This is a genomic window from Halobaculum sp. D14, assembly GCF_051195135.1.
Lineage (GTDB): Archaea > Halobacteriota > Halobacteria > Halobacteriales > Haloferacaceae > JBNTKA01.
Genome location: NZ_JBNTKA010000002.1, coordinates 745,096 through 769,465, shown reverse-complemented (window position 1 = coordinate 769,465; position 24,370 = coordinate 745,096). Strand labels below are relative to the sequence as shown.

At 70.2% G+C, this 24,370-nt stretch carries 25 protein-coding genes and 1 tRNA gene; 7 read left to right on the top strand and 19 right to left on the bottom strand.

Translation table 11 applies throughout. The annotated features are described in order from the left end of the window. Position 1 precedes the first annotated feature (1 nt). From ACQUST_RS09735 to ACQUST_RS09705, 7 genes are read right to left on the bottom strand one after another with little or no spacing between them, the layout of a single operon-like run. Complete coding sequence (locus ACQUST_RS09735) at positions 2-460, bottom strand: 50S ribosomal protein L22 (protein WP_435127730.1); 459 nt, start codon at positions 458-460, stop codon at positions 2-4. 3 nt (positions 461-463) lie between these two features. Then, positions 464-886 carry a 30S ribosomal protein S19 gene (locus ACQUST_RS09730; RefSeq protein WP_435127728.1) on the bottom strand — a complete coding sequence of 141 codons (423 nt, stop codon included), beginning with the start codon at positions 884-886 and terminating at the stop codon, positions 464-466. Between the two features lie 3 nt (positions 887-889). After that, the gene (locus ACQUST_RS09725) at positions 890-1,615 is read right to left on the bottom strand and encodes a 50S ribosomal protein L2 (protein WP_435127726.1); all 726 of its coding nucleotides are present in this window, start codon (positions 1,613-1,615) and stop codon (positions 890-892) included. Between the two features lies 1 nt (position 1,616). Further along, the gene (locus ACQUST_RS09720; protein ID WP_435127724.1) at positions 1,617-1,871 is read right to left on the bottom strand and encodes a 50S ribosomal protein L23; all 255 of its coding nucleotides are present in this window, start codon (positions 1,869-1,871) and stop codon (positions 1,617-1,619) included. Beyond that, complete coding sequence (gene rpl4p, locus ACQUST_RS09715) at positions 1,868-2,614, bottom strand: 50S ribosomal protein L4 (protein ID WP_435127722.1); 747 nt, start codon at positions 2,612-2,614, stop codon at positions 1,868-1,870. Before rpl4p ends, ACQUST_RS09720 begins: the two co-directional genes overlap by 4 nt. Further along, positions 2,614-3,630 (bottom strand): 50S ribosomal protein L3, encoded by a 1,017-nt coding sequence (locus tag ACQUST_RS09710; protein ID WP_435127720.1) that lies wholly within the window; start codon positions 3,628-3,630, stop codon positions 2,614-2,616. The genes rpl4p and ACQUST_RS09710 overlap by 1 nt, the downstream gene beginning before the upstream one ends. 9 nt (positions 3,631-3,639) lie before the next feature. After that, positions 3,640-4,470, bottom strand: coding sequence for a putative RNA uridine N3 methyltransferase (locus tag ACQUST_RS09705; RefSeq protein WP_435127718.1), 831 nt, complete (start codon positions 4,468-4,470; stop codon positions 3,640-3,642). Between the two features lie 244 nt (positions 4,471-4,714). Here ACQUST_RS09705 and ACQUST_RS09700 point away from each other — a divergent pair. Beyond that, a tRNA-Gly gene (locus ACQUST_RS09700) sits at positions 4,715-4,785 on the top strand. Positions 4,786-4,839: 54 nt separating this feature from the next. Here the strand turns inward: ACQUST_RS09700 and ACQUST_RS09695 are convergent. Continuing rightward, positions 4,840-5,229 (bottom strand): hypothetical protein, encoded by a 390-nt coding sequence (locus tag ACQUST_RS09695; protein WP_435127716.1) that lies wholly within the window; start codon positions 5,227-5,229, stop codon positions 4,840-4,842. Between the two features lie 120 nt (positions 5,230-5,349). On the opposite strand from ACQUST_RS09695, the gene ACQUST_RS09690 reads away from it, so the two are divergent. Continuing rightward, a complete protein-coding gene (locus ACQUST_RS09690) occupies positions 5,350-5,709 on the top strand; it encodes a thiamine-binding protein (RefSeq protein ID WP_435127714.1) in 360 nt (119 codons plus the stop codon). A gap of 60 nt (positions 5,710-5,769) precedes the next feature. Here ACQUST_RS09690 and ACQUST_RS09685 read toward each other — a convergent pair whose 3' ends face one another. Then, positions 5,770-6,666, bottom strand: a complete 897-nt coding sequence (locus ACQUST_RS09685; RefSeq protein WP_435127712.1) for a bile acid:sodium symporter family protein — start codon at positions 6,664-6,666, stop codon at positions 5,770-5,772. A gap of 100 nt (positions 6,667-6,766) precedes the next feature. Here ACQUST_RS09685 and pyrF point away from each other — a divergent pair, with 100 nt between their 5' ends. Then, on the top strand, positions 6,767-7,579 hold the full coding sequence (gene pyrF, locus ACQUST_RS09680) for an orotidine-5'-phosphate decarboxylase (protein WP_435127710.1): 813 nt from the start codon (positions 6,767-6,769) through the stop codon (positions 7,577-7,579). Positions 7,580-7,593: 14 nt separating this feature from the next. Here pyrF and ACQUST_RS09675 read toward each other — a convergent pair whose 3' ends face one another. Beyond that, complete coding sequence (locus ACQUST_RS09675; RefSeq protein ID WP_435127708.1) at positions 7,594-7,767, bottom strand: zinc finger HIT domain-containing protein; 174 nt, start codon at positions 7,765-7,767, stop codon at positions 7,594-7,596. Positions 7,768-7,907: 140 nt separating this feature from the next. Between ACQUST_RS09675 and ACQUST_RS09670 the strand changes: the two genes are divergently transcribed. Beyond that, positions 7,908-8,444, top strand: coding sequence for a J domain-containing protein (locus ACQUST_RS09670; RefSeq protein WP_435127706.1), 537 nt, complete (start codon positions 7,908-7,910; stop codon positions 8,442-8,444). A gap of 63 nt (positions 8,445-8,507) precedes the next feature. Here the strand turns inward: ACQUST_RS09670 and ACQUST_RS09665 are convergent, their stop codons facing one another. Then, positions 8,508-8,723, bottom strand: a complete 216-nt coding sequence (locus tag ACQUST_RS09665) for a hypothetical protein (protein ID WP_435127705.1) — start codon at positions 8,721-8,723, stop codon at positions 8,508-8,510. 238 nt (positions 8,724-8,961) lie between these two features. Here ACQUST_RS09665 and ACQUST_RS09660 point away from each other — a divergent pair, with 238 nt between their 5' ends. Continuing rightward, positions 8,962-10,593: a GTPBP1 family GTP-binding protein gene (locus tag ACQUST_RS09660; protein ID WP_435127703.1), complete on the top strand. Its 1,632-nt coding sequence runs from the start codon at positions 8,962-8,964 to the stop codon at positions 10,591-10,593. Between the two features lie 43 nt (positions 10,594-10,636). Here ACQUST_RS09660 and ACQUST_RS09655 read toward each other — a convergent pair whose 3' ends face one another. From ACQUST_RS09655 to ACQUST_RS09625, 7 genes are all read right to left on the bottom strand, one after another. Beyond that, complete coding sequence (locus ACQUST_RS09655) at positions 10,637-11,149, bottom strand: hypothetical protein (RefSeq protein ID WP_435127701.1); 513 nt, start codon at positions 11,147-11,149, stop codon at positions 10,637-10,639. A gap of 3 nt (positions 11,150-11,152) precedes the next feature. Next, positions 11,153-12,094, bottom strand: a complete 942-nt coding sequence (gene mch / locus ACQUST_RS09650) for a methenyltetrahydromethanopterin cyclohydrolase (RefSeq protein ID WP_435127697.1) — start codon at positions 12,092-12,094, stop codon at positions 11,153-11,155. Between the two features lie 88 nt (positions 12,095-12,182). Further along, on the bottom strand, positions 12,183-16,754 hold the full coding sequence (gene gltB, locus ACQUST_RS09645; RefSeq protein WP_435127695.1) for a glutamate synthase large subunit: 4,572 nt from the start codon (positions 16,752-16,754) through the stop codon (positions 12,183-12,185). Positions 16,755-16,982: 228 nt separating this feature from the next. Further along, positions 16,983-18,470 carry a proline--tRNA ligase gene (proS, locus tag ACQUST_RS09640; protein WP_435127693.1) on the bottom strand — a complete coding sequence of 496 codons (1,488 nt, stop codon included), beginning with the start codon at positions 18,468-18,470 and terminating at the stop codon, positions 16,983-16,985. A 170-nt stretch (positions 18,471-18,640) separates the two neighbouring features. Continuing rightward, positions 18,641-19,123, bottom strand: a complete 483-nt coding sequence (locus tag ACQUST_RS09635; RefSeq protein ID WP_435127691.1) for a hypothetical protein — start codon at positions 19,121-19,123, stop codon at positions 18,641-18,643. 205 nt (positions 19,124-19,328) lie between these two features. Continuing rightward, positions 19,329-19,787 carry an 8-oxo-dGTP diphosphatase gene (locus ACQUST_RS09630; protein ID WP_435127689.1) on the bottom strand — a complete coding sequence of 153 codons (459 nt, stop codon included), beginning with the start codon at positions 19,785-19,787 and terminating at the stop codon, positions 19,329-19,331. Between the two features lie 410 nt (positions 19,788-20,197). Then, entirely contained in the window at positions 20,198-20,695 is a 498-nt protein-coding gene (locus ACQUST_RS09625; protein ID WP_435127687.1) for a hypothetical protein, read from the bottom strand. 206 nt (positions 20,696-20,901) lie between these two features. On the opposite strand from ACQUST_RS09625, the gene ACQUST_RS09620 reads away from it, so the two are divergent. Beyond that, positions 20,902-22,827, top strand: a complete 1,926-nt coding sequence (locus tag ACQUST_RS09620; RefSeq protein ID WP_435127685.1) for a beta-CASP ribonuclease aCPSF1 — start codon at positions 20,902-20,904, stop codon at positions 22,825-22,827. A 130-nt stretch (positions 22,828-22,957) separates the two neighbouring features. Continuing rightward, entirely contained in the window at positions 22,958-23,389 is a 432-nt protein-coding gene (locus ACQUST_RS09615) for a DUF7332 family protein (protein ID WP_435127683.1), read from the top strand. Between the two features lie 56 nt (positions 23,390-23,445). Here ACQUST_RS09615 and ACQUST_RS09610 read toward each other — a convergent pair whose 3' ends face one another. Further along, positions 23,446-24,327, bottom strand: coding sequence for an endonuclease III domain-containing protein (locus ACQUST_RS09610; RefSeq protein ID WP_435127681.1), 882 nt, complete (start codon positions 24,325-24,327; stop codon positions 23,446-23,448). Positions 24,328-24,370: the final 43 nt, after the last annotated feature.

Sequence of the window (24,370 nt, the reverse complement as noted above, 5' to 3'; positions counted from 1 at the left end):
GTTAGTCGGCCTCCTCGATGATCATTTCGACGTCTACCTGCGGGGTGTTCCACGGGGACGCGCGACCCATCGCGCGGGGCTTGCGTCCCTGCTGTTCGCCCACCTTGTGGGCGGCGACGTGCATGACGACCATGTCGTCGACGTCGAACCCCTGTCGGTCGGCGTTGTTCTTCACGTTCTCGAGCAGCTTCAGGAAGTCCTTCGTGGCCTTCTCGGGGTACCGGCCGGCGTCCCAGCCGTCGATGTCCGAGCGGTGGCCGACGCCGGTGTTGTGCTGCTTGAACGGAACCGAACGCTCCTCGTTGAGTACCGCGTTGAGGTACTCCTCGGCGTCGGCGACCGTCTCGCCCTTGATGGCGCGGGCGATGGCCTTGCTGTGCTTCGGGCTGATCTGCCGCTCCCGGAGCATCCCTTTGGCGGTCGTCTCCGGGTCGGCGTCGACGCTGTAACTGATTCCCATGTGTTACTTGAGTGGCACGAACTTCGAGGACCGGGTCGCGCCGATGCCGGCCTGTCCGTGTTCGACGGACGTCCGCGTGAGGTTGAACTCGCCGAGGTAGTGCCCGATCATTTCGGGCTCGACCTTGACGCGCTCGAACTCCTGTCCGTCGTACACTTCGAAGGTGAGTCCGACGAACTCCGGCAGCACCGGCATGTCGCGCAGGTGCGTTCGGACCGGGTCGTTCGCGGACTCCTCCTCGGTCGTGTCGCGGGCCGACGCGAGCAGCTTCTCCTGCTCGACGCTCAGTCCTCGATTGATGGTTCGCCGCGCGCGGGCGGGGAGCAGTTCCGAGACTTCGTCGAGATCCATCTCCTGAAGCTCGTCCAGCGTGTGACCGCGGTAGGTGAACTCACCTTCGCGGCCGGTTCGGTACTCTGAACTCATGGTTTACTTGTTCCCTCCGCGTCCGGTGCGTTTGGACGCGATGTCGCCCACCTTCCGTCCCGGCGGGGCGTCCCGCGAGACGGACTTGGGCTGACCGGGGTGCTGGCGGCCGCCGCCACCGAACGGGTGGTCGACGGCGTTCATCGCGACCCCGCGGACGCGCGGGTATTTGGTGCCGCGCGACTTCATCTTGTGGTGTTTGTTGCCGGCTTTGACGAACGGCTTCTCCGTCCGGCCGCCGCCCGCCACGACGCCGATGGTGGCGCGTGCGTCTGGGCTGAGCCGCTTCACTTCGCCGCTCGGCAGCTGGACGACCGCGACGTCGCGGTCGTGGGTGAGCAGCGTCGCGTTGACGCCCGACGCGCGGGCGAACTTGCCGCCGTCGCCGGGGTTCGCTTCGACGTTGCACACCGGAACCCCCTCCGGGATCTCCGCCAGCGGGAGCGTGTTACCGGGCTTGATCTCCGCGGAGACGCCGACGGACAGCGTCTCGCCGACCGCCACGCCTTCCGGCGCGAGGATGAGTCGGCGGTCGCCGTCCTCGAACTCGACCTCCGCGAGCGGCGCCGAGCGCGCCGGGTCGTGCTCGATGTCGACGACTTCGCCGGAGATGGTGTCGTCGTCGCCCTCCAGCGTCTTGTGCTGCTTGTCGGATTTGTAGCGGTGCGACGGGGCTCGGAACGTCGAGCCGCCGCGGCCGCGTCGTTGTCCCTGAATTCTGCGTCCCATCTCAGAACACCCCGATGCGCGAGGCCACTTCCTGCGCGTCGTGCTCTTCGGAGAGCGTGACGGTGGCCTTCTTCGTTCCTTTCGGCGTGACCTGCGTGCGGACGGCCTCGACGTCGACCTCGAACTGCGATTCGACGGCGTCGACGATTTCGGGCTTGTCCGCGTCGAGCGAGACGATGAACTGGAGCTTGTTCGCGAAGTCCATCTCGTCCATCGCCTTCTCCGTGACGAGCGGGTGGTCGATGATGGAGCTCATCGGTCGGCCACCTCCGCGAGGGCGCTCTCGGTGAACACGGTGAGTCGGCCGGGCTGCGTCCCGGGCGCGAGGTCCTCCGCGTTCACTTCGGCGCCGGTCGTCACGTCGACGCCCGCGAGGTTGCGGGCTGCCGTCGACGGCTCTTCACTGGTCACGAACAGGATCGACTTCGGCTCCTGGTGTTTCCGTCCGCGGGTCGTCCCGCGGCCGGCGCGGACCGAGCGCCCCTCGTCGGCGCGCTCGATGTCGGCGTCCAGGCCGGCCGCTTCGAGGAACGAAACGACGTCCTGGGTCTTCACGAGGTCCTCGAAGTCGTCGGAGACGACCAGCGGCAGGTCGACGTCGTCGTCGAACTGGTGGCCGCGTTCGCGGACGAGCTCGGCGTCCGCGGTCGCCGCGATGGCGGACCGCGTCGCGAGCTTCCGCTCCTTGTCGTTGACCTTCTTGCTCTGGTCCTTCTCGGCTTTCGGCGGGTGGGCCTTCCGGCCCTTGACGGTCTGCGGGACGCGGCGGCCCTGCCCGTTCTGACGCGGGACGTGAGCCATGCCGCGGCCGGAGCCGAACGACTCCGCGGGCGTGCGGAGCCCGGCGTACTCGTCGGCGCCGTAAGCCTGCTTCCGGTTTGCCTGCGCGGCGGTGACTGCCCGCTGGATGAGGTCCGGGCGGAACTGGGTGTCGAAGACCTCCGGGAGGTCCACGTCACCGGCGTCGTCGCCGTTCAGGTCAAGTACTGTTGCGTTCATTATCCTTGGTTCGATTCAGTGGAGACGTAGCGCACCTCGGGGTCGAGGCGCGGCTGGTCGTTCGGCCGGATGGCCGGTCGGAACCGCAGGAGGCGCTGGGAGGGGCCCGGCAGCGAGCCCTTGATGAGCGCGTACTTCCCGGTCACCTCGCCGTAGCCCTTGAAGCCGCCATCGACGGAGGCGTCGTCGCCGTCGCCGAAGTCGATGAGCCGCTTGTTGAGCTCGGTCCGCTGGTGGTAGCCGGTCTGCCCCTGCTGGGGGACGGTCGAGCGCACACGCGAGGGGTTCCACGGGCCGAGGTTACCGATGCGGCGCCGCCACCCCTGCCGGGCGTGTTTGCCTTTCCGCTTCTGGACGCCCCAGCGCTTGACGGGGCCCTGGGTGCCCTTGCCTTTCGTGACGCCGGAGGTGTCGAGGTACTCGCCGGCGCGGAACACGTCACCGAAGTCGTGCTCGCCGCCGTCCTCGACGAGGTCGAGGGCGTAGTCGAGCCGCTCCGACAGCGTGTCGCCGCCGACGCGCGTCTCCATGACGTCGGGCTTCTTCTTCGGGACGTTCTGGAGCTCCGACGGCACCGTGTGGGTGATGACGCGCAGGTCGTCCACTGCGCCGTCGTCCACGAGGGTGCGGAGTTCGTCGGCGTCCTCTTCGAACGTGGTCTCCGCCGGCAGGTCGAGGGTGCGGTCGAGTTCGTCGTGGAACTCGGTGGTCCACACCTCGGTGACCGGCTTCTGTCCGTACGGCGTGTCTTCGTACGCTCGCAGGGCGACTGCCCGCATCGTCGGGACCTCCACCACCGTCACGGGAACTGACTCCTCCATCCCCTCTCGCGGGGAGTCGGATTCGTCGTTCACCATGACGACGTGGGTCATCCCGGCCTTGTAGCCCGCGAAGCCCTGGACGGCGGCGGCGCCGTCGTCGTCGGGCCACGAGCGGATACGGGGGACTTCACTGCTCGCGCGCGTACGCGGGCCGAAGCCCAGCGAGCCCTTGCGTGGTCTGCTTGGTTGTGGCATGGTTGTGGCTTACTCCGTGAGCGTGAGCGGCGAGAGCGTGGCGAACACCGCTTCTTCGGTGCGCACGACCTCGCTGCCCTGTCGCGGAATCGTATTCAGCCAGAGGTCGAACCCCGATCCGTCGGCGTCGGGGTCGACCGGAACCTCCTCGGGGTCGACCCCGAGGATGTCCGGAAGCCCGCGCCCCGGGGCGCCGAACGCGACCGCCACGTGTGTGTCACGCGTGCGGCCGCGGAGGTCAGCCAGGCCGGAGACGGACAGCGGCTGTCCGTGTCGCGACGTGGCGACCGTCAGTTCGGCGCGGGCGAGGGCGTCCTTCATGTCCATGCCCTCGACCCGGAACCCCGGTGGGGGCGCCGAGACGATGCGGGCACGGACGGGTTCTCGCGAAGAGACCCTGACGGTGACGCGCTCTCCCTGTGAGACCTCCGTTCCCGGAGGGGCGTGCAGGGAGATCGGGTGTTGCATTCCGCAATTGACCCGGACGCGGCCTTCAGGTCCGACCTCGGTCACGATTCCTTCTCGCAGCTCCGACCCGTCTGGGCCGGAGGTGTCGGGCCGCATCGGCGGGAGCACACCGACGTGCCGGAGTTCCTCGCGTTTCCCCCACACCTCCCTTCGGAGGTACGACGGAGTCGCGCAGTACTCCAGCAGCGTGCGGACGTACTCGCCGCCTCTGCGGCGTTCGCCTTCCCGGTCTGGGAAGACTACCAACCGGTCCGCCCGGAAGACCGTCGCCGCACGGGCGACGTAGCCGAGTTTCCGCGTGGCCTCGCGGCCGTCCTCGGCCTCCCGGACGAGCGACGACGGCACGAGCACGTCGAGTGTCGTGCCATCCATGTCGCTTCACCGGACTGTATCACACATACCTCAGCCGCGACCTAAAAGGGTATTGAATCCCCGGCGGCGGAGACACGGCTTCACACACCCGTCCGCGGCGGTTTCGCGTGCCACACCGTACCGCGATTCGGCGGCGGTAGTCGGTGACACGGCGCCGGAGGAAGGACGGATTTATGTATCACCCTCTCCTTAGCTGTGAATGCGCACCGCGAGAAACCCGGAGACGGGACGCGGATGCAGGTACGCGCTGGTAGTGTAGTGGTATCACGTGACCTTGCCATGGTCACAACCTGGGTTCAAATCCCAGCCAGCGCACTTCTCTCGGACTCACGCCCGAAAGAGCCGCGGCGCCATCGGTCCGCAGCCGACTCAGCCGTCTCGGTTCTGCGTGTCGACCGTCGGTTCTTCGCCGTCGCTGTCGCCGTCGCGGGCACCCTCCCTCTCGTCGTCGCCGCCGCGGTCACTGCCGAAGGTGTCATCTCCGTCGACGTCCTCGCCGGCGTCGCCGCCGTAGCCGACGGCGTTCGTCGTTTCGACCGTGGCGAGTCCGTCGAGCGCGCAGAGGTCGGCGACCCCCGTTTCGGGGAGCGTGACGCGGTAGGAGTCGAAGCGCAGTTCGGCGTCGACGTCGCCGCCGGCGTCGTCGACCGCGGCGCGGAACGACGCCTCGTCCAGCGCGTCCAGTTCGACGACGAGCGTCACGTCCGCGTCCGGGTCGGGGTCGTCGCGCATCCGGCGAACCGGGTGGCTCACGTACATACCGCCTCCAACGCGGTCGGGAGGTGTAGTAGTTCCCGTGTGCCCGCGAGCGCGCGAGGCCGGGCACGGCGTTCGGCTGCCGGCGGAGCACATTAGGTCGCCGGGGGCCTAGCGCCGCGCGTGACAGTAATCGCGTTCTTGAGCGTTGCGCCGGTCGTCGAGGGCAGCATGGCCGGCGAGGTCGCGAAGGCCGTCGCGGCGCTCGACGACTTCGACGTGAGCTACGAGACGACGCCGATGGGCACCGTCATCGAGGCCGACGACGTCGCGGAAGTGATGGCGGCGGCGACCGCCGCTCACGAGGCCGTCGACGGCGACCGCGTCTCGACGTTCCTGAAAATCGACGACAAGCGCGCCGTCGACCAGCGCGCGGCGGACAAGGTCGCGTCGGTGGAGCGAGAGCTCGGCCGGCCGGCGAAACGGGACCGCGACCGCGACCGAGACCGCGACCAGGACCGCGGCAGCGACCCGGACGAGTAGCCCCAGGGTCGCAGTGCAGAAACCGGGCGCGTGGTCGTTCGGCGGAGCGGCCGGCGCTCGTCAGTCACTCCAGTAGCGGGCGAGCGCGGCGCTCGTCGCGAGTTCGACGACGCCGAAGGCGACCGCCGGGAGCGCCGCTGCGGCGGGGAAGCCCGCGGCGACGACGAGCGCGGCGGCGACCGCGAAGTCGCGCATCCCGACCGAGAGCGTCGTCGCGACCCGTCGCGGCGCCGGGAGGTCGCGGCCGAGCGTCCAGCCGATGCCGTAGCCGGCGACGTTGAGCGTCAGCGCGCCGGCGGCGACGACCGGGAGGGCCGCCGACCGCAGGAGGTCGGCGTTCGCGGCCGCGACGCCGCCGATGACGACGACGACGAGCAGCGCCGCCACCGCCGGGTAGTCGTCGTCGTAGCGGCCGACGGCGGCCGGGAACCGCGTCCTGACGGCCACCGCGAGCAGCATCGGCGCGACCACGGCGACGAGCAGCTCCTCGACGATTCTGGCGGAGTCGACGGCGACGCCGCCGACGAACAGCGCCGCCGCGATCGGGAGCAGCGCGACGCTGCCGACGCCGGCGAGCACCAGCACCGCGGAGGCGAGCGCCGTGTCGCCGTCCGCGAGTTCCGTCATCACCGGCGTCACCAGTTCGGGCGTCACGCCGCCGAGCACGACGAACCCGGCGGTGAGCGCGGGCGACAGCCCGAGGAGCCGGGCGACAGCGAACGCGACGAGCGGCATCGCGGCGTGCCCGACGAGCGCCGGCCGGAGCGACCGCGTCGGGACCTCGCGGAAGTCCGCGACCGACAGCGTCAGCGAGACGCTGCCGACCATCGCGGCGAGAATCGGCGTCGAGTACGCCGTGACGGCGGCGAGCCGCGGCGTCGTCACGCCGACGGCGACCGCGAGGGCGACCCAGAGCACCAGGTAGTCGTCGACCAGCGAGAGGAGCCGCCGTAACACGGCCGGACGTGTCGGCTCCGACGCCGAGTAGCTGTCGCTCGCCGCGGCCGCCGGGCGGCGAAGCGGGAAGGCTTAGTCCCCGTCCGCCCCACCGACAGGCATGCCCGAGTTCAACGCCTTCTTCTCCCGGCTCCGCGACCGCATCGACGCGAACGACACCGTGGTGTCCGTCGGCCTCGACGCCGACGTCGACCGGCTCCCGGAGCACCTCCGCGAGAAGGACCTGCCGCGGTGGGCGTTCAACCGCCGCATCATCGACGCCACCCACGAGTACGCCGCCTGCTACAAGCCGAACGCCGCCTTCTACGAGGACGCCGACGGCTGGCGCAGCCTCCGCGAAACCGTCGCGTACGCCCACGGCAAGGACGTCCCGGTGCTGCTGGACGCCAAGCGCGCCGACATCGGGAACACGGCGCGGAAGTACGCCGAACTGCTCGACGACGTCGACGCCATCACGGCGAACCCCTACATGGGCCGGGACTCGCTCGAACCGTTCCTGTCGCGGTCGGACAAGGGCGTGTTCGTGCTGTGCCGAACGTCGAATCCGGGCGGCGCGGACCTGCAGGACCTCGAACTGTCGAGCGGCGAGCCCCTGTACCGCCGCGTCGCCGCCCTCGCGGACACCTGGAACCAGTACGGTAACGTCGGCCTCGTGGTCGGCGCCACCGCGCCCGAGGAACTGGAGGAGCTCCGCGGGGAGGTGCCGGAGCTCCCGTTTCTTGTGCCCGGCGTCGGCGCGCAGGGCGGCGACGTCGAGGCGGCCGTCGAGTACGGTCTCGCGGACGGCGTCGGCCTCGTGAACTCCTCGCGCGGCATCATCTTCGCCGGCGAGGACGCCGGCGAGCGGTTCGCGGCGGCCGCGGGACAGGCGGCGAAACGGCTTCGCGACCAGCTGAACCGACACCGCGACTAGCCGGCGGCGGCGAGTCAGTCCTCGACGCCGAATCCGGGGCCGCCGTTGTCGGGCATCGACTGGGCGCACTCGACACAGCACCCCGTCTGCTCGTCGTAGTGGTCCGCGCAGACGAGCGCGCCGCAGTTGTCGCAGGTGAACCGCGCCTCCGCCGCTTCGCATATCTGACAGACGCCGGTCATGCTCATCGTGGGTCCCGTCGGCGTTCGCGGCGAGCCGACTTCAGGATGCTGGCGGACCGGCGCGACGCTCGTCGACCGGACAGCACTCGCCGTCCCAGCCCGGGTCGCGACGAGGGGTTTACGGTGACGGCGCACCGAATCCGGGTGTGGACCGCGACGCGCTCGTCTTCGGACTCGCAGCCGTGTTCGCCGGTATCACCGTCGTTCTGACGGTGCTGGCGTTCGCGCGGTCGCTGTTCTTGCTGTTGCTCGCCGCGCCGTTCGCGGCGTCGGCGTACTTCATGTGGTACCACGCGTCCGGCCGGCTCCTGGCGGACGCCCGGCGACGCCAGGCGAGCCAGCGGCGGACGGCCGCCGGCGACGGGCCGCGCGGCTCGCAGTCCCGGTTCGGCAGGGAAGCCAGACAGCGAGTGTCCGGCGAGCGGACGCACGCTGACGCCCGCGGCGCCGGACGCGGCAGCGGTCGCGGCGGACGCGGTGGTTCGTCGCAGGGAACCGCCGCGTCGACGGGGCTGTCGGAGGCCGCGGCGTACCGCGAACTCGGCCTGACGCCGGGCGCGTCCGAGGAGGACGTGAAGTCGGCGTACCGCGACCGCGTCAAGGAGACGCACCCGGACTCCGGCGGCGACGAGGAGTCGTTCAAGCGGGTGACGCGGGCGTACGAGACGCTCCAGTCCGAGTAGCGCTCCTCCGGCAGTGCCGAGTCGTCGGCGGGGAGCCGCGAATCGACCGTCGGTCGGCGCCGCCTACGCCGTGAACGCGAGCCACAGCGTCCCGACGCCGAAGAGCACCAACGCCGCGTCGAGCAGTCGCCACAGCAGCTTGCCGCCCTCGCTCAGCTCCGGGTCGTCGGTCGTCTGACCCCACTGCCGAATCTCGTACTGCCGCTGGGGGTAGAGAGCGCCGTACCCGCCGGCGACGACCAGCACGACGCCGGCGGCGAGAAGCGCGACGGAGGGCATCGTACGAGATCGTCGCGTTCTCGGCACTCAAAAATCACGGCCCCTCAGGGGTCGCCGGGTGAGTGGGCCGCGTCGCCGACGCAGACCGTCGCTTCTCGGTGGACCGGGAACGTCGAGGCCGACGCGGGAGTCGACGTCTGGCCGGGCGTCGTTGCCGGCGAACGGCCGCCGCATTTCGTGACATTCGGTAGCACGGTCCGTGAAAAGGGTTATACAGGGTCCGCACTCATCGCGGAGTATGAGCGCTGACCGGGCCGCTCTGGAGCGGGCCATCGAGCGCGGCGAGCAGGAAGGCGGCCACATCGAGTTCAAGACGCGGCTCTCGCGCGACGTCCACCTCGCGGACGGCCGGATGGAGAGCCTCGCGGCGCAGCTCCGCCACCGCGTCCTCTCCGGCGACGGCGAAGCCCTCTACGTCGTCGGCGTCACTGACGACGGCGGCGTCGCCGGCATCTCGCCGGCCGCGTTCTCCGAGACGATGGACGTCCTGTCGCTGCTCGCGGAGGAAGCGGAGGCGCACATCCACGACGTGGAGACGTGGAGCGCCGGCGACGGCCCCGCGGAGGACGCCGGGCTCGTCGGGCTTGCGACGGTGCGTGAGGGCGCGATGCTGGAGGCGGACGACGAGCACATCGTCGTCGGCACCGCCGGCCACGTCGACCACGGCAAGTCGACGCTCGTCGGGTCGCTCGTCACCGGGCAGAGCGACGACGGCGAGGGCGGCACCCGGTCGTACCTCGACGTCCAGCCGCACGAGATGGAGCGCGGGCTCTCCGCGGACCTGAGCTACGGCGTGTACGGGTTCGCCGACGGCGACGCGGTCCGGATGGACAACCCGAACCGGAAGTCCGACCGGGCGCGCGTCGTCGAGGAGGCCGACCGGCTCGTCTCGTTCGTCGACACCGTCGGCCACGAGCCGTGGCTCCGCACCACGATTCGAGGGCTCGTCGGGCAGAAACTCGACTACGGCCTGCTCGCGGTCGCCGCCGACGACGGCCCGACGAAGACGACGCGCGAACACCTCGGCATCCTGCTCGCGATGGACCTGCCGACGGTCGTCGCCGTCACGAAGGTGGACGCGGTGCCAGACGACCGCGTCGCCGAGGTCGAACGGGAGGTCGAGTCGATGCTGCGCGACGTCGGGCAGACGCCGCTGCTCGCCGACCGGCACGGCGTCGGCACCGCCGCGGACGAAGTCGGCGACGGCGTCGTCCCGGTGCTGCTCACCTCCGCGGTGTCCGGACAGGGGCTCGGCGACCTCGACCGGCTGTTCGAGACGCTGCCGAAGCGGTCGGTCGCCACGGACGACGACTTCCGGATGTACATCGACCGGACGTACGACGTGAAAGGCGTCGGCGCCGTCGCCTCCGGCACCGTCCGCTCGGGCGCGGTCGAGGCGGGCGACGAACTGCTGTTGGGCCCGATGCCGGACGGCTCGTTCCGCGAGGTGGAGGCGCGCAGCATCGAGATGCACTACCACCGCGTCGACAAGGCGCGCGCCGGCCGCATCGTCGGCATCGCCCTGAAGGGCGTCCGCGAGTCCGAAATCCACCGCGGGATGGCGCTGCTGCCGCGGTACGCCGACCCGAAGCCGGTCCGGTCGTTCGACGCCGAGGTGATGGTGCTGAACCACCCGACGCGCATCGGCGAGGGGTACGAGCCGGTCGTCCACCTCGAAACCATCAGCGAAGCCGGCGTGTTCCACCCGGACGGCGGCCGCCTGCTCCCCGGCGACACCGGCGAGACGGAAATCGAGTTCAAGTTCCAGCCGTACCTCGTCGAGGAGGGCCAGCGGTTCGTGTTCCGCGAAGGCCAGAGCAAGGGCGTCGGCACCGTCACCGACGTCAGCTACGCCGGCGCCGACGACTGACGCCGGAGCTTCTCCGCCGACCGCCGTTATTCTCCGCCCGCCGTTACTTCCCGTGGACCGAGCGGAGCGTGTCGGTGGCGACGTAGCCGTCGTCGGTGCGGTCGGCGAGGTCGAGGAGGGCGAACCAGCCGAGGAGCCGCGCGACGCGGTCGCGCCAGACGGCCACCCAGTCGTCGCGGCGGTGGCGCTCCCACTCGGGGACGCGGTCCGCGAACCGGTCGAAGGCGTCGGCGGCGGTGAGCGGGTCGTCGGCTGCGAGCAGCGCGGCGGCGAGCTCGTCGGCGCCGTAGACGCCCGCGAGCAGCGCGGCTCGGAGGTGGTCGGCGTCGGAGTCGACGCGGCGGCGGCGGAAGCCGGAGTCCGTCTCCTCGGCGAGGTCGACGGCGCGGAGGAACGTCAGCCACGTCCGGGCGACGTCGCGGCTCTCGAAGCCGCAGCGCCGCATCAGCCGGGCGCAGCAGTCGTCTTCGCTGCCCGGGACGAGCGGCACGGCGGCCTGGACGTCCCGGACGAACGCGGCGGTTTCGGGCGGCTCCGGGACGAGCTTGAACTTCATCGCCTACTCGGTGACGAAGTCGAACGACTCCGCGAGCAGGTCCTCGCGGGTCTCGCCGTAGGCGTACGTCGGGCCGTCGGCGACGTCGACGGTGACTTTCGCGGGCGCGAACACCGACTCGTCGAGGTCGTAGAAGTCGTAGTCGGCGTCGGCGAAGATGTCGGCGAACGGCGTGCCGTACTCCTCTGCGGCGGTCGACGGGAGCTCGTCGAACCGGTCGAAGTCCTCGGCGACCGTGAGGTGGACTTCGCCGCCGTACGCGAGCGCGTCGTTCGTCCGGCCCATCGCCTCGGTCTCGTCGTAGCTCACCGGGGCGACCGGCGCGGTGCCGGCGACCGACAGGACGTCCGTCGGGTCGTAGCCGAGTTCGAACAGCCGGAACACGGCGAGTTCGGGGGCGCGAGCGGCGGTCGTGACGCTTCCGGGCGTCGAACCGAGCGCCGTCGTCGGCAGGAACACGGCGGACTCGTTGACGCCGGTCCGGTCGGCGACGTGCGCCGCGACGTCGTCGCCGGGGAGCGCGTGGCTCTCGACGCACAGCACCGTCAGGTCGAACTCGTCGTAGTAGCCGACGGCTTCGAACTCGGCCTCCTCGCCGACGATGGCGCGCGCCGGGCCGGAGCCGAGCCCGTCGAAGCCGTCCATGTCGAGCTCCCAGCCCGCCTTCTGCGAGCAGAGCAGCGCGACGCCCGGGTGGTCCGTTGTCAGTTCGACGTACGGCACCGGCGCGTCGGCGACGCGGTCCATCCGGCTCTGGATGGTCGCGAGCCCGGCGGTCTGAATCTCCGCGAGCAGCAGCCCGGCCTCCAGGCCGCCGTCGGCGTCGACGCCGAAGTCCAGCACCGTCGCGCCCGAATCGAGTTCGTAGCCGGCGACGTTCAGCTCGTCGGCGAAGTCCAGCGCCTCGTCGACGAGCTCCACCGCCATCCGATTGAGGCTGTCCATACCTCGGCTTGTCCGTCACCGCTTAAAAAGTCGGGTAGTCGGATGCAGCGAGGCGACGGGACGGCCGAGCGTCGGCGCCGCGGAGCGGTCAGTCGTCGCCGCTGGCGACGCTGGTGCCGAAGCTGCCGTCGACGGCCGCGTCGTCGGGGCGGTCCGGGAGGTCCTCGCGGACGTCGTCGCCGCGGCCCTCCTCCAGCACGTCCGCGTAGGCGTCCGGCATGACGCGGACGAACGCGGAGAGCGCGTCCTCCCAGTCGTCGAGCAGTTCGGCCGCGCGGTCGCTGCCGGTGCGGGCGTAGTGGTTCTCGACGAGTCGGCGGAGCATCGCTTCGTCGCGGTCGGTGAGTTCGCGGCTCGCGGTCACCATGCCGGCGTTGAGCTTCCCGCCGAGTTCGCCGTGCGGGTCGTAGACGTAGGCGACGCCGCCGGACATCCCGGCCGCGAAGTTCCGTCCGACCTCGCCGAGGACGGCGACGGCGCCGCCGGTCATGTACTCACAGCCGTGGTCGCCGACGCCCTCGACGACGGCTTTCACGCCGGAGTTCCGGACGGCGAACCGTTCGCCGGCGACGCCGTTGACGTACGCTTCGCCGTCGGTGGCGCCGTACAGCGCGACGTTGCCGATGAGGATGTTCTCCGCCGGGTCGAACGCGGCGTCCGACGGGGTTTCGACGGCGACGGTGCCGCCGGAGAGCCCCTTGCCGACGTAGTCGTTCGCGGCGCCGGTCAGGTGGGCGGTGACGCCGGGTGCGAGGAACGCGCCGAACGACTGGCCGGCGACGCCGTCGAAGTCGAGCCGAATCGTGTCCGCCGGGAGGCCGTCGTCGCCGTGGGCGGTGGAGACGCGGTTCGAGAGAGTGGCGCCGACGGCGCGGTTCGTGTTGCGGAGCGTCCGGGAGAGTACGGACGGCGCGCCCTCCTCGACGGCGTCGCCGAGTTCGTCGATGAGGTCCCAGTCGAGCGCCGCCGCGAGGTCGGCGTGGTCCTGCTCGCGGACCTTGGTGCTCGCGACGTCGCCGGCGGGCTCGGCCAGGATTTCCGAGAGGTCGAGGTGTTTCGCCTTCGGGTGGTCGCTGTCGCGCTGGCTCAGGCAGTCGACTTCGCCGACCATCTCCTCGACGGTGCGGAAGCCGAGTTCCGCCATGTACTCGCGGAGCTCCTGGGCGATGAACGCCATGTAGTTGACGACGTGCTCCGGCTCGCCGGGGAACCGGTCGCGGAGGTCGTCGCGCTGGGTGGCGACGCCGACCGGACACGTGTTCTGGTGGCACTGCCGCGCCATCACGCAGCCGGAGGAGACGAGCGACGCGGTGCCGAAGCTGAACTCCTCGGCGCCGAGCAGCGCGGCGACGGCGACGTCGCGGCCGGTCTTGAGGCCGCCGTCGACGGAGACCGTGATGCGGTCGCGGAGCCCGGTGGCGTGCAGCATCTGGTTCGCCTCGGCGAGGCCGAGCTCCCACGGCAGGCCGGCGTTCTTGATGGACGTCTTCGGGGACGCGCCGGTGCCGCCGGAGTGCCCGGAGATGTGGACGACGTCGGCTTCGGCCTTCGCGACGCCGGCGGCGATGGTGCCGATGCCGGCTTCGGAGACCAGTTTGACGTTGACGTCCGCGTCCGGGTTCGCGGCCTTCAGGTCGTAGATGAGCTGTTTGAGGTCCTCGATGCTGTAGATGTCGTGCTGGGGCGGCGGCGAGATGAGTCCGACGCCGGGCGTCGCACAGCGGACGTGCGCGATGTACTCGTTCACCTTCGACCCGGGGAGGTGGCCGCCCTCGCCGGGCTTCGAGCCCTGCGCCATCTTGATCTGGAGTTCGTCGGCGGCGGCGAGGTACGCGGAGGTGACGCCGAACCGGCCGGAGGCGACCTGCTTGACGGAGCACTCGGCGTCCGTGTCGAACCGTTCGGGCGGCTCGCCGCCCTCGCCGGTGTTGGACTTCGCGCCGATGCTGTTCATCGCCTTCGCGTTGTTCTCGTGCGCCTCCGGCGACAGGCTGCCGAGGCTCATCGCGGCCGTGGAGAACCGCTTGACGATGTCTTCGACCGGCTCGACCTCGTCGACCGGGACGGGGTCGCGGTCGGAGTCGAGTTCGAGGAGGTTCCTGAGTTCGGCCGGCGACTCCTCGTCGTTCACCTGCTCGGCGAAGTCGTCCCACGCGTCGCGGTCGTCGCCGCGGACCGCGGAGTGAAGCGCGTTGACGGAGTGGGGGTTCCAGCCGTGGTGCTCGCCGGAGGAGCGGTGTTCGTACTCGCCTTGCGTCTCCAGTTCGGGGTCGTCGCCGAAGCCGACGCGGTAGCGTTCGCGGAGGTCCGCTTCGAGCTGCGGGAGGCCGATGCCTTCCGTCCGAATCTCGGTGCCCTCGAAGTACTCGCGGACGAGGTCGGAGTCGAGCCCGACCGCCTCGAACACCTGTGCGCCCTGGTAGGACTCGACGGTGGAGATGCCCATCTTCGCCATCGTCTTCAGCAGGCCGTCTTCGAGCGCGCCGCGGTAGGCGGCGAGCGCCTCGTCCTCGTCGGCGCCGTCGGGGCCGGCGACGACGTCGCGGACGGTGTCGTACGCGAGGTACGGGCAGACGGCGCCGGCGCCGTAGCCGACGAGGCAGGCGACGTGGTGCACCTCGCGCGGGTCGCCGGATTCGACGACGAGGCCGGTGCGGGCGCGGAGGCCCTCGCGGACGAGGTGGTGGTGGACGGCGGCGGTGGCGAGCAGGCTCGGGACGTGCAGCCGGTCGTCGCCGGCGCGGCGGTCGGACAGGACGAGGACGTCGGCGCCGTCGCGGACGGCCTGTTCGGCGTCGGCGCGGACCGCTTCGACGGCGGCTTCGAGGTCGTCGTCGGGGTCGAACGTCGCGTCGACGACCGCGGATTCGAGGTCGTCGGTGGCGGCGTCGAGGTCTCTGAGCGCGGCCGCCTCGGGCTCGGAGAGCACCGGGGAGTCGCAGACGATCTGCCGGGCGTGGTCCGCGGACTCGCCGAGGAGGTTGCGCTGCGGGCCGAGCCGCGACTCCATCGACGTCACCAGCTCCTCGCGGATGTAGTCGATGGGCGGGTTCGACACCTGCGCGAACAGCTGCTTGAAGTACGTGAACAGCGGCCGGTCGAACTCCGAGAGCACCGACAGCGGCGCGTCGTCGCCCATCGACCCGACGGGGTCCTTGCCGTTGCGCGCCATCGGCTCGATGAGGTGGTTGAGCTGGTCGGTGGTGTAGCCGAAGGCGGCCTGCTTGCTGCGGAGCTGCGGGTCGGGGTCGACGGCGTCCGCGTCGTCGGCCGCGGGTTCGGTGTCGGCGGCGGGCGCGGCGTCCGTGACGTCGTCGACGTGGCGCTGCTGGTCGTCGACCCAGTCGCCGTAGCGGTCGTCGACGAGGTCGTCGAACACTTCGTCGTCGGGGACGACGCGGCCCTGTTCGCGGTCGACGACGAACGTCTCGCCGGGGCGGAGTCGGCCGCGCTCTGCGACCTCGTCGGCGTCGTGGTAGAGCGCGCCGACCTCGCTGCCCATGACGAGGCGGTCGTCGGTGGTGACGTCGTATCGGCACGGGCGGAGCCCGTTGCGGTCGAGGACGCCGGCGACGCGGTCGCCGTCGAAGCCGACGACGAGCGCCGGGCCGTCCCACGGCTCGACGAGCGACGCGTGGAAGTCGTAGAAGTCGCGGCGGTCGTCGTCCATCGACTCGTCGTTCCGGTACGCCTCCGGAATCATCATGCGGAGCGCGTGCGGGAGTTCGCGGCCGCCGTTGAGCAGCAGGTCGAGCGTCTCGTCGACGGAGGCGGTGTCGGACTGGTCGGGGTCGGAGATGACGGGGCGGACGGCGTCGAGCTGGTCGTCGGTGAAGCCGGCGCCGGCGAGGTCGGCCTCGCGGGCGCGCATCCAGTTGACGTTGCCGCGGATGGTGTTGAACTCGCCGTTGTGGATGACGTTCCGGTACGGGTGCGCGAGGTGCCACGCGCCGAGCGTGTTCGTGGAGAAGCGGGCGTGGACGAGCGCGACGCCGGATTCGAGCCGGTCGTCGCGGAGGTCCGGGAAGTACGTGGAGAGCTGGTCGGCCTTCAGGAGGCCCTTGTAGACGACGCGCTGGCGGTCGAGCGAGCAGACGTAGAACCGGCCGGCGCCGTCGACGTCCTCGACTGCGGATTCGACGGCGCGGCGGGCGACGTACAGCCGTCGGTCGAACTCCTCGTCGTCGACGTCGGCGGTCGGCGTGACGAACGCCTGCCTGACGACCGGTTCGGAGTCGAGCGCGGTGGCGCCGAGGTCGGCGGCGTCGGCGTCGGTCGGGACGTCGCGCCAGTCGACGACGGCGAGGTCGTGGTCGGCGAGCGTCCGTTCGAACAGCGATTCGACGTCGGCGCGCACCGCGTCGTCGGTCGGGAGGAACAGCGAACCGACGGCGTAGCGGTCGGGGAGGTCGGGGAGTTCGTCCGCGAAGAACGAGTCGGGTCGTTCGAGCATGATGCCGGCGCCGTCGCCGGTGTTCTGTTCGGCGCCGGTGGCGCCGCGGTGTTCGAGGTTTTCGAGAAGGTCGAGCGCGTCACGTACTACGTCGTGCGAGCGGCCGCCGTCGAGGTCTACGACGGCGCCGACGCCGCAGTTCGAGCGGTCGTCGGCCGGGTCCGCCAGACCCGCCGACGTGCGCTCGGTCGCGTCTAGGTCGGTCATGTGGCACTGTTTCGCGAAGCCGCATAAAGCCGTGTCCCTGAAGGGTTAAGGGCCTGTTAGTGTCATATAAGGGGTTAATAGGTAATCGGTATGCGGAATCGAGTAGTAATCTCGGCGAACGTCGACGATATTCAGAAAGCCCGAGACGAAACGCAGAATTCCTGTTCAGATGGCAACTACAGAATCAGAACGGGAAGTCAGTAGCCGAACGTCCACCGAACGTCGATATCAGTACGTCTTCGCGAAGTACGCGGTTCGGGTGGCGCGGTCGCCGCAGACGGCGCAGTCCTCGTCGTGGTCGTCGCCGCGGCGGTCGTCCTCGTCGGCGAACGGCACCATCACGATTTCGGCGGCGAGCTGGTCTTTCACTTCGGCCTCGCAGTCCTCGTCGCCGCACCACGGCGCCTTCACGTAGCCGCCGTGCTGGCCGATGGTACCCAGGATTTCGTTCCGGGAGGACGCCTCGCGGACTTCGCCCTCCAGCGTCTCCTCGGCGTCGGCGTACAGTTTCGCGAACACCTCGTCGAGGTGGCTCCGGGCGGCGTCGACGATGCCGTCGCGGTCGACCGTGGACTGCTCGCCGTCCGGCCGGTGAACCACGGTGACCTCGCCGTCCTCCTCCTCGTGCGGCCCGATTTCGAACCGGACCGGGACACCGTTCAGCTCGTGTTCGTTGAACTTGAACCCGGGGTTGCGGGTGTCGCGGTCGTCCAGTTCCACGCGGACGCCGGCGTCCGCCAGGTCGTCGCGGATACCTTCGGCGTACTCCAGGACGTCCGCTTTCGTGTCGGCCTGCCAGATGGGGACGATGACGACCTGCGTCGGCGCGACGGTCGGCGGGAGCACGAGCCCCTGGTCGTCGCTGTGGGTCATGATGAGCGCGCCGAGCGCGCGCCACGAGAACCCCCAGGAGGTGGTGTGTGCGAGCTGCTCCTCCTCGTCCTCGTCGCTGTACGTGATGTCGAACGCCTCCGCGAACGACGTGCCGAGGTGGTGGGAGGTCGCGCCCTGCACGGACTTGCCGTCGGGCATCAGCGCCTCGACCGTCGTGGTGGTGTCGGCGCCGGGGAACTTGTCGTGTTCCGGTTTCTGCCCGCGGAGCACCGGGATGGCGAGGACGTCCTCGTAGACGGACTCGTACTGGTCGAGCCGCAGCACCGTCTCCTCCCAGGCGTCGTCGCGGTCGGCGTGGGCGGTGTGGCCCTCCTGCCAGAGGAACTCCTTGGTACGGAAGAACGGCTTCGTCTCGGTGGCCTCCCACCGCACCACGGAGCACCACTGGTTCACGCGGAGCGGCAGGTCGCGGTGGCTCCGGACCCACTGGCTGATGTACGGCGTGATGATGGACTCGGAGGTCGGCCGGACGGCGAGCCGCTCTTCGAGCTCCTCGTGGCCGCCGTGGGTGACCCAGGCGACCTCCGGGTCGAACCCCTCCACGATGTCCTTCTCGGCTTCGAGGTACGACTCCGGGATGAACATCGGGAAGTAGGCGTTCTGGACGCCGGTGTCCTTGAACTTCGCGTCGAGCGCGGACTGGACGCGCTCCCACAGCGCGTAGCCGCGCGGCCGCGTCACGATGAACCCGGACATCCCCTCGGGGCCGTAGTTCGCCAGCCCGGCCTTCTGGACGACCTCGGCGTACCACTCGCCGGTCTCGTACTCCTTCGATTTCGTGACGCCGAGTTCCTGCTCGGCGTCGCCGTCGTCGTCGCTCATACTCGGTGGTGTCGGACCGCGGGCTTAAACTCGGCGCGTTTCGGTCGCAGCGAGCGCGGACGCGACACCCGACTGTATCGAACCGGGACGGAGCCGGCTCGGAACCGAATCGTACCGCGACGCGCCGCAGGCGCGACCCGGAGTGATGACCGACGACGGCCGAGTCCCCGTCAGGACGGCTGAGAACACGTGTTCGACGCGAACAGGTCTCCGCCGGCGTTGATTCGGAGTTCGACGGTCGTCAGCTCGGCGTCCGGCCCGCACGTCAGTCGGCCGAGCGTCCGCATCGGCTCGTCCCCGGTCGGGTACGCGATGGAGTAGAACACGGTGGCGTTGCGCGAGACGTTCTCGAACGTCGCAGTCGCCCCCTGCGGCCCGTCCCAGCGATAGACGCGGGTCTGGACGGACTCGCCGCTCGGCCGGAGCGAGACGACCCGGGGCACCACCGACTCCGGAAGGTCCTCGATGGACGCGGCGTCGGGGTACTCCGTGACGGTTCCGTTGACGAATTCGACCGTCAGTCCGGCGTGACCGGCGGGCGCGACTCCGACGGTGACGACGGACGCGCGGTCGTGGTCACTCGTCACCTCGGCCCGGACGTCGCTCCCCGTCTCGGGGGCGTCCGTCGGCGGGAGTCCGGCGCGGCCACTCACCACCAGAAACACCGCGAGAAGGACGCGGGCTGGAACCGTCGAGCGCACAGTGGGTCGTCCGCCGTCGTCCGCCCACAGCTTGCGGCGCGAACAGGAGGAACACCGTTCGAGGGACGGGAGGTGTCGACCGCACCGCGCGGAACAGCCGCCGTCGTCGCCGTGGTTCGCGACCAGCCGGCGGTCGGACAGCGTCAGTCGAACAGCGTCAGTCGAGGTCGACGCCGGTCTCCACTTCGACGACGCGCGGGCCGCCGGCGTGGTAGACGAACCGGCCGCGGAAACTGCCGCCGTCGAGCACCGTCGGGAGCCACTCGCGGTCCGTCGGCCACATCGACTCCAGCGGCAGGTCGTCCACCGGGAACCACGCCGGGACGGCCTCGTCGGTCTCGGTCGGCTCGCCGTCGTAGTCGGTCGCGCGGTAGACGTGCACCCGCGCGTCCCAGTCGTCGCTGAAGTAGGCGAACTCGCCCGCTTTCTCCGGGTTCAGCACGTCGATGCCGACCTCTTCGCGGACCTCGCGGACGACGCACTCCCGCGGCGACTCGCCCGGTTCGACCTTGCCGCCGGGGCCGACGTACTGGCCGCTGCCGACGCCGCGTTTCTTGTGGATGAGCAGCGTCTCGTCGGCCGGCGTGACGAGGTGGCACAGCGTCGCGTCTCGCATCCGTCTCGCATCAGTGTTGGCGGGGCGTGAGTAAACGATGTCGCCCGGTCCGCCGTTCGTTCGCCGATGGCGGCCGTCGTGATGGACCGCTGGACTACTGGACAGCTGGACAGCTGGACTACACAGAGACGGCCGCGAAAGCCCCCGCGACGCTCGGCTCGGTGCGACTGCTGCGCTCCTCGCCTACGGCTGCAGTGCTTGACAGTCGCGCCAGCGCCGACCGTCGCGGCCCCTTTCAGTCCCACCCGCCGCGACCGCACCGCAGCCACACCCTCCCCAGCCTCCTGTGCTCCTCGCTCCTTCGCTCCGCTCAGTCGCTCCGGTGCTCGTCCCTCGCACGAGCGGCCGCGCGAAGCGCGGCCGCCGCGCACCACCGCTAGTGGTTCCGTCTCGCCATCCAGCCCGAGGATTCACTCCGTCGTCGGGTCGACGCTGAACGGGCTGTCGCCCTCTGTCCAGTTCCAGCCGGGGAGTCGGGTCTGGAAGCCGGCGGCGAGCGCGGCGTCGAGGTCGTCCGCGCCGGCGGCGTCGACGCCGTCGGTGCCGTGGACCTGCGTGTCGGCGACGTGGAACGTGGCTTCCGCGAGGAGCGCGAGCGGCTGGCCGCCGGCGATGGTGGCGGCGAGGCGGCGGCCGAGCAGTTCGTCGACGACGAAGCCGGGGTAGTCGCCGGCGACGTCGAGGTCGCGGAGCAGTCCGGCGAGCGCGGCGACGTTGACGGCGCGGTCGCCGTCGACGAAGACGGCGTCGACCTCGCGTCGGTACTGCGAGTTGGTGACGCGGTCGACGTCGGTGTCGAACAGGTCGCCGAGTCGGTCCCGGGTGTCGTTGATGACCGGGACGACGACGTCGGCGTGCTCGCGGAGGCGGTCGCGTTCTGCGCGGACGGTGGCGGGCGTGAGTCGCACGTCAGTGCCGTGTGGGCGCTCCGGCTTCCAGTTTGCGAAGGCTTTTATAACCCGGCGGGATACTGTGAACCAAGCGGGTTTTCCGTCGCCCATCGAGGGAGAACATCGAACGGAGCGTCCCGTATCATGCACTCTTCCACTGACAGTCAGACCGACGGCGTCGCCGCAGCCGGTAGTGGCGCGTCGCCCGCAATATTCTCGCAGCTATGAGCCAAGTCGATACGCAACTCGAGGAGACGAAGGCACAGATCGAATCAGAGATTCCGGACGACATCTCCGTCACGGACGTGAAATACGAGGGGCCGGAGCTGGTCATCTACACCCGGCACCCGAAGGAGTTCGCCCAGAACGGAGACCTGGTCCGGCGGCTCGCGTCGAAACTCCGCAAGCGCATCACGGTCCGGCCGCACCCGGACGTGCTCTCGAAGCCGCGGGAGGCCGAAGAGCGCATCATGGACGTCATCCCGGACGACGCCGGCGTCACCGACCTCGACTTCCACGAGGACACCGGCGAAGTCATCATCGAAGCCGAAAAGCCCGGGATGGTCATCGGCCGGCACGGCTCCACGCTCCGCGAAATCACCCAGGAGGTCGGGTGGACGCCGGAGGTCGTCCGGACGCCGCCCATCGAGTCGTCGACGGTGTCGAACGTCCGGAACTTCCTGAAACAGGAGCGCGAGGAGCGCCGCGACATCCTCGAACGCGTCGGCCGCACCATCCACCGCGAGGAGATGGCCGACGAGCAGTGGGTCCGCATCACGACGCTCGGCTGCTGCCGCGAGGTCGGCCGCGCCGCGTTCGTCCTGAACACCGCCGAGACCCGCATCCTCATCGACTGCGGCGACAAGCCCGGCGCCGAAGGCGAGGTGCCGTACCTGCAGGTGCCGGAGGCGCTCGGCGCGGGCGCGCAGAACCTCGACGCGGTCGTCCTGACGCACGCCCACCTCGACCACTCCGCGCTGATTCCGCTGCTGTTCAAGTACGGCTACGACGGCCCGATTTACACGACGGAGCCGACGCGGGACCTGATGGGGCTGCTGACGCTCGACTACCTCGACGTCGCCTCGAAGGAGGGGCGGACGCCGCCGTACGACTCCGCGCAGGTCCGTGAAGCCATCAAGCACACGATTCCGCTGGAGTACGGCGACGTCACGGACATCGCGCCGGACGTGAAGCTGACGTTCCACAACGCCGGCCACATTCTCGGCTCCGCGGTCTCGCACTTCCACATCGGCGACGGCCTGTACAACGTCGCGTTCAGCGGCGACATCCACTACGACGACACGCGGCTGTTCAACGGCGCCGTCAACGACTTCCCGCGCGTGGAGACGCTGGTGCTGGAGTCGACGTACGGCGGCCGGAACGACTACCAGACCGACCAGGAGGACTCCGAGGAGAAACTCATCGAGGTCATCAACGAGACGCACGACCGCGGCGGGAAGGTCCTGATTCCGGCGTTCGCCGTCGGCCGGTCACAGGAGATGATGCTGGTCATCGAGGAGGCGATGCGCTCCGGGAAGATTCCGGAGATGCCGGTCCACCTCGACGGGATGATCTGGGAGGCGACCGCCATCCACACGACCTACCCCGAGTACCTCCGCGACGACCTCCGCGACCGCATCTTCCACGAGGACGAGAACCCGTTCCTCGCCGACGAGTTCAACCACATCGACGGCGGCGAGGACGAGCGGCAGGAGGTCGCCGACGGCGGCCCCTGCATCGTCCTGACCACGTCCGGGATGGTGACCGGCGGCCCCATCATGTCGTGGCTACGCCACCTCGGCACCGAAGAGGAGTCGACGCTCACCTTCGTCGGCTACCAGGCGCAGGGGACGCTCGGCCGCCGCATCCAGAACGGCTGGGACGAGATTCCGGTGCAGGACCCGCGCGACTCGGGCCGGACGTCGCAGATTTCGCTGCACATGGACGTCGAGACGGTCGACGGCTTCTCGGGGCACGCCGACCGGCAGGGGCTGGAGAACTTCGTGAAGACGATGAATCCGCGGCCCGAAAAGGTGCTGTGCGTCCACGGCGACGAACGCAGCGTCCAGGACCTGTCGTCGTCGCTGTACCACGACTACAACATGCGGACGTTCGCGCCGAAGAACCTCGAAACGTTCCGGTTCAAGTAGGCCGCGCTGCCGACCGCAGCCACGAACAGCAGCCACGGACCGCTCCGCTTCCGCGTCGGTGTGCGCGAACCGTTATCGAGTCCGATACCGGTGCGGGTAGCTTTTTGTCGGCGGTTCGCGCAGTTCCGGTGTGACTCGCCGCGCACTCGTCGCCGCCTGCTGTCTCTTGCTGCTGACCGCGCCGGTCGGCGGCGCCGCGGCCGCTCCGGAGGACTGCTTCGGCACCGGGAAGGACCTGAAGGTCGGGACGGAGGGGCCGACCATCGACCTCACGCTGTACACGTCGCTGTTCACGAACCTGTTCGAAGGCGGCGCGTTCGGCGTGTCGGCGGTCGGGTCGACCGGCGAGTACCGAATCATCACGCTCCGCACCGGCGTCGTGTTCGCCGGCGTCGGCGACGACCCCGCGGCGTTCCTCTCGGACCCGTTCTCGCGGTTCGGACTGGCGTTCGACTACACGCTGTCGCTGCCGATGCTCGCGGCCGCACCCGGCGAGACGACGTACGAGCAGTCCGAGGCCCCGGTCGAGGGCGTCCCGGAAGCCGAGTGCTCCGTGAACTGAGCGAACCCCGGCGCGCCGGCGGTGTCGGCGGCGCCAGCGAGGCTCGCACCGGTGCGTCAGTCGGCCGCCGCGTCAGCGTCCGCGGGGTCGACGATGTCGCCGCTGGCCGCGTCGACGCCGACGCGGTCACAGCGGTCGGCCATCGGGCAGGCGTCGGGGCCGTCGAGGCACGCGGGCGTCCGCGCGGAGCAGTACTCCCGCCCGAACTGAATCATGGCGGTGTGGCCGAACCCGCATTTCTCGGCGGGGACGGCGGCTTCGAGGTGTTCGCGGACCGCTTCGTGGTCGGCGTCCGGCGGCGCGAGGCCGATGCGGCGGCTGATGCGGTGGACGTGCGTGTCGACCGGGAAGACGCCGCCGCGGCCGCCGGCGAACAGCAGCACGCAGTCTGCGGTCTTCGGGCCGACGCCGTTCATGTCGAGCAGCGTCTCGCGGACCTCGTCGGGGTCGCCGCTGCGGACGAACTCGTCGAAGCCGTCGGCGCCGCCGTACTCGTCGACGACGCGGTCGGCGAGCGCGACGATGGTCTTCGACTTCTGGTTGTAGAGGCCGGCCGAGGAGATGGTGTCCGCGAGTTCGTCGCGGTCGGCTGCGGCGAGCGCCGCGGCGAGGTCGGCGTCATCTTCGTCGGCACCGGCGTCGCCGGCGCCGTCATCGTCGCCCCCAGCGTCGGTATCGTCGTCGCCGGCGCCGTACCGGGCCATCAGGGCGTCGTGGGCCGGCTGGCTCGCCTTGTCGGACGTGTTCTGTGACAGCACCGTCCGGACCAGGCACTCGAAGGCGTCCTGGCCGCCGTACGCCTTCCGCCAGTACAGTTCGCCGAGGACGTCGACGACGGCTTCCGCGCGGGTCTCGCCGTCGCCGGCGTCGAACGCCGCGAACGCGCCGCCGCCGCCGTCGCCGCCGCTGATGTTCTCCGCTGGCTCGTCGGCAGGCATCTGTGTGCAGCGGTTCGGTCGGCTCCGACAAGAACCGTCGGGG